The sequence below is a fragment of the Mycobacterium asiaticum genome (assembly GCF_001668675.1).
Taxonomy (GTDB): domain Bacteria; phylum Actinomycetota; class Actinomycetes; order Mycobacteriales; family Mycobacteriaceae; genus Mycobacterium; species Mycobacterium asiaticum_D.
In genome coordinates this window covers 1-3,827 of sequence record NZ_LZKQ01000202.1, presented here as the reverse complement: position 1 = coordinate 3,827, position 3,827 = coordinate 1, and the positions used below count along the sequence as shown (strand labels likewise).

At 69.5% G+C, this 3,827-nt stretch carries 4 protein-coding genes; 3 read left to right on the top strand and 1 reads right to left on the bottom strand.

Translation table 11 applies throughout. The features are described 5' to 3' along the window. Together A9X01_RS17225 and A9X01_RS17220 are read left to right on the top strand one after the other, a co-directional pair. Positions 1 to 429, top strand: a 429-nt coding sequence (locus A9X01_RS17225) for a TroA family protein (RefSeq protein WP_495524979.1), incomplete at its 5' end; no start/stop codon positions are given. 97 nt (positions 430 to 526) lie between these two features. Continuing rightward, entirely contained in the window at positions 527 to 1,567 is a 1,041-nt protein-coding gene (locus A9X01_RS17220) for an NAD(P)-dependent alcohol dehydrogenase (RefSeq protein ID WP_065121900.1), read from the top strand. On the opposite strand, the gene A9X01_RS17215 is transcribed toward A9X01_RS17220, so the two are convergent. Next, complete coding sequence (locus A9X01_RS17215; protein ID WP_172832545.1) at positions 1,562 to 1,891, bottom strand: DUF3349 domain-containing protein; 330 nt, start codon at positions 1,889 to 1,891, stop codon at positions 1,562 to 1,564. The genes A9X01_RS17220 and A9X01_RS17215 overlap by 6 nt on opposite strands. A gap of 247 nt (positions 1,892 to 2,138) precedes the next feature. Between A9X01_RS17215 and A9X01_RS31885 the strand changes: the two genes are divergently transcribed. Next, a partial coding sequence (locus A9X01_RS31885; RefSeq protein WP_172832544.1) for a PE family protein occupies positions 2,139 to 3,827 on the top strand: 1,689 nt, incomplete at its 3' end.

Below are 3,827 nucleotides of genomic sequence, written 5' to 3'. Positions count from 1 at the left end.
GTCGGGGCCAAGCACGACGCGGCCCACTTTCAGGTCTCGGTGGTCCAGCTGACCGCCAGCACCCTGCGGGTGTACGGGGCCAATAATTTCCCGGCCAGTGTGCTGGCGGCGGTCGGCGTGGACCGGCCGCCGTCGCAGCGGTTCACCGACAAGCCGTACGTCGAGATCGGTGCCACCGACGCTGATCTGGCCAAAGATGCGGACTTCTCCGCGGCCGACGCCGACATCATCTATGTGTCGTGCGCCTCCCCCGCGGCCGCCGAGCGCGCGGCCACGGTTCTGGACAGCGGGCCCTGGCGCAAACTCGGCGCCAACCGCGACAACCGGATCTTTGTGGTCAACGACGAAATCTGGCAAACCGGCGAGGGATTAATCGCCGCCCGCGGCGTGTTGACCGATGTCGGCTGGATCAGCGCACCGATCAACTAGTGACGGTGCCCACCCGCCCGCGGCTGGCCGGGTAACCATTACCTTAGCTAAGCTTTCCGGTAGTACACGTGATCGAAGATCAAAGAGGGATACGCAAATGAGCACCGTCAACGCTTACGCCGCCACGTCGGCGACCGAACCGCTGACCAAGACCACCATCGAACGCCGCGAACCCGGCCCCCACGACGTGGCCATCGACATCAAGTTCGCCGGCATTTGTCACTCCGACATCCACACCGTCAAGGCCGAGTGGGGTGTACCGAACTACCCCGTCGTCCCAGGCCACGAGATCGCCGGGGTCGTCAGCGCGGTCGGCTCGGAGGTGACCAAGCACAAGGTCGGCGACCACGTCGGCGTCGGCTGCATGGTGAACTCGTGCGGGCGGTGCAGCAGCTGTGCGGCCGGACTGGAGCAGTACTGCAAGAACGGTGCGACATTCACTTACAACTCGATCGACAAGGACGGCACCTCAACCCAGGGCGGCTACAGCCAGGCGGTCGTCGTCGACGAGAACTTCGTCGTGCGCATCCCCGAGTCGTTGCCACTGGACGCGGCCGCACCGCTGCTCTGCGCAGGAATCACGCTGTTCTCGCCGCTGCGGCACTGGAAGGCCGGAAAGGACACCCGGCTGGCGATCATCGGCCTGGGCGGGCTGGGCCACATGGGCGTGAAGCTGGGCGCGGCGATGGGCTGCCAGGTGAGCGTGCTGTCGCAGTCGCTGAAGAAGATGGAAGACGGATTGCGTTTGGGCGCAAGCAATTACTACGCGACCTCCGACCCGGCCACCTTCAAGAAACTGCGGGGCAGTTTCGACCTGATCTTGAACACCGTCTCGGCGAACCTGGATCTCGGCCAGTACCTGAACCTGCTCGACGTCGACGGCACCATGGTCGAACTCGGCATTCCTGAGCACCCGATGGAGGTGCCGGCGTTCGGGTTGGCGCTGGCGCGACGCAGCCTGTCCGGGTCGAACATCGGCGGCATCGCCGAGACCCAGGAGATGCTCGACTTCTGCGCCGAGCACAACGTGACGCCCGAAATCGAGGTCATCGACGCCGATTACGTCAACGAGGCCTACGAACGGGTGCTCGCCAGCGACGTGCGGTACCGGTTCGTCATCGACATCTCAACCCTATGAGGTAAGCGCGTCGTCGGCGGCGATACCGGCCAGCGGCCACCCGGCCGCGGCCAGGACGCCGGCGACCCGCGCAATGTTCTCCGGTCCCGCGTCGTAGTGGGTCACCTCGGAGATGAACTCGGCGATCTCGTCGCGATCGATCACACCGTCGAGGGTGGCGGGTGAGCCCTCGGCGGTGATGTCGCGCACCACCCGCCTGATCTGCTCCTCGGTCAGCGGCGTGTTGCGCAGCAGCGCCAACAGCGGCATCCGGTCCGGACCGGGAACACCTTCCGGATAACCGGCGCGCAGCCATCGCAGCACCGAGGCACAGAATGCGGACACCGAAACGCTCTTGGCAGCGGACGCAGTCACGAACCCAGTTTCAAGGCAGGCGCTTCGCCGCGCTACCGCGCGGTGGCAACCTTCGCACTATTCATACGCCGTTCACGCCTGCGTGGCCGGTTCGGCGAAAATCAGTGGTTCAAAAAACGAAACCACGCGGCGGTAATCGGCATACACTCCTCACATGTTTTTCATACCTCTCACAGGTGTGACCCAGACTTGACCGTCGACCGGTTTGGAGATGGCGATGTCCTATTTGTTTGCGGTCCCGCAACTGTTGACGACGGCAGCGACCGATGTGATGGGCATCGGCTCATCGCTGAGCGCGGCCAATGCGGCTGCTTCTGCCTCGACCTCGTCGCTGGCGGCCGCCGCCGGCGACGAGGTATCGGTGGCGATCGCATCGCTGTTTTCCGGTCATGGTCAGGCGTATCAAGCCCTTAGCGCGCAAGCGGCGGCTTTCGAGGCCCAGTTTGTGCAGGCGCTGCGGCAGGCCGGGATTTCCTACGTGGCCGCCGAGGCGGCCAGCGTTTCGCCACTGCAGACGTTCGAAGACGGTGTGCTGTCGCTGATCAACGCGCCCACCAACCTGTTGCTCGGCGCCCCGTTGATCGGTAAGGGCGCCAACGGCGCGCCCGGGACCGGGCAGAACGGCGGGCCCGGCGGCATTCTGTGGGGCGACGGCGGCGACGGCGGGTCCGGTGCCCCCGGACAGCCCGGCGGCCGAGGCGGTAACGCCTTTCTGTTCGGCAACGGCGGGCTGATCTACGGCAACGGCGGCGCCGGCGGTGTTGGTGGGGTTGGCGGCACCGGCGGTGCCGGTGTCACCCCGACCGGTTCGACCAACGGCACCAACGGCGGCAACGGCGGCAACGGCGGTGCCGGGGGTGCCGGAGGCCAGGGGTCACCCTTGTTCGGGCATGCGGGCGACGGCGGCCAGGGCGGTAGCGGCGGCCAGGGCGGCCAGGGCGGGGCCGGCGGCAACGACACCGGTTCGGGCGCAGGGCATGGTGGCACAGGCGGCAACGGCGGAGACGCTGGCGCCGGCGGCAACGCGGGCGGCTCCGGCGCCAGCGCAGGCGCTGCGGGCACCGGCGGCACTGGCGGCACCGGTGGCAAAGGCGGCGGCGCGGGCGTCGCGGCCTTCGCCACCGCGGGCACCGGCGGCGACGGCGGTCAGGGCGGCAACAGTGTCGGCGGCGGCGGCGGTCACGGCGGACTCGGCGGCAACGGCGGCGACAGCAACTCCAACGGCAGCGCCTCAGCCGTCTTCCACGGGGGCCTCGGCGGCAACGGCGGTCACGGCGGTCAGGGCACAGTCGGCGGCGACGGCGGCAACGGCGGCAACGGCGGCAACACCACCATCGTCGCCACGACCACCGCCGCGGCGGCCGGTGGCGGAGGCGGGGGTGGCGGCGCCGGCGGCCTCAGTAACAGCGGCGGAAGCGCCGGAAAGGGCGGCAACGGCGGAACCGGCGGGACCGCCTCCGCCGGGGTCGGCGTCCAACATGCGACCGGAACTGGCGGCACCGGCGGCGGCGGCGCCCAGGCCGTCGGCGGTGGCCCCGGTGGCGGAGGTGGCGGCGGCGGCACCGCAGGGATCGGCCCGGTAACCATCTCCGGCCAAGCAGGATCCGACGGCGCCATCGCGACCGGCAGCTTCTTCACCTCCGGTGATGGTGGTGCCGGCGGCTTCCTCAACGGTCCCTCCGGGGTCGCCAGCGCGGGCGGTGGTGGCGGCGGCGGCGCCGCGATCCCCGGCAACCCGGGCGGGGGCGGCGGCCAGGGCGGCAACGCCATCATCAACAGCGGTAGCGCGTCCGGCGGACCGGGCGGGGCCGGCGGCACCGGCCAGACCATTGGCGGCGGGGGGAACGACGGCGTCGACGGTAGCGGGTCGTCTGCGGCCGCCACCGCGACTCCCGGCGCCGGGTGT

Coding starts and splice junctions, on each gene's coding strand:
- A9X01_RS17220 (WP_065121900.1), top strand. CDS start 527: ATGAGCACCGTCAACGCTTACGCCGCCACGTCGGCGACCGAACCGCTG.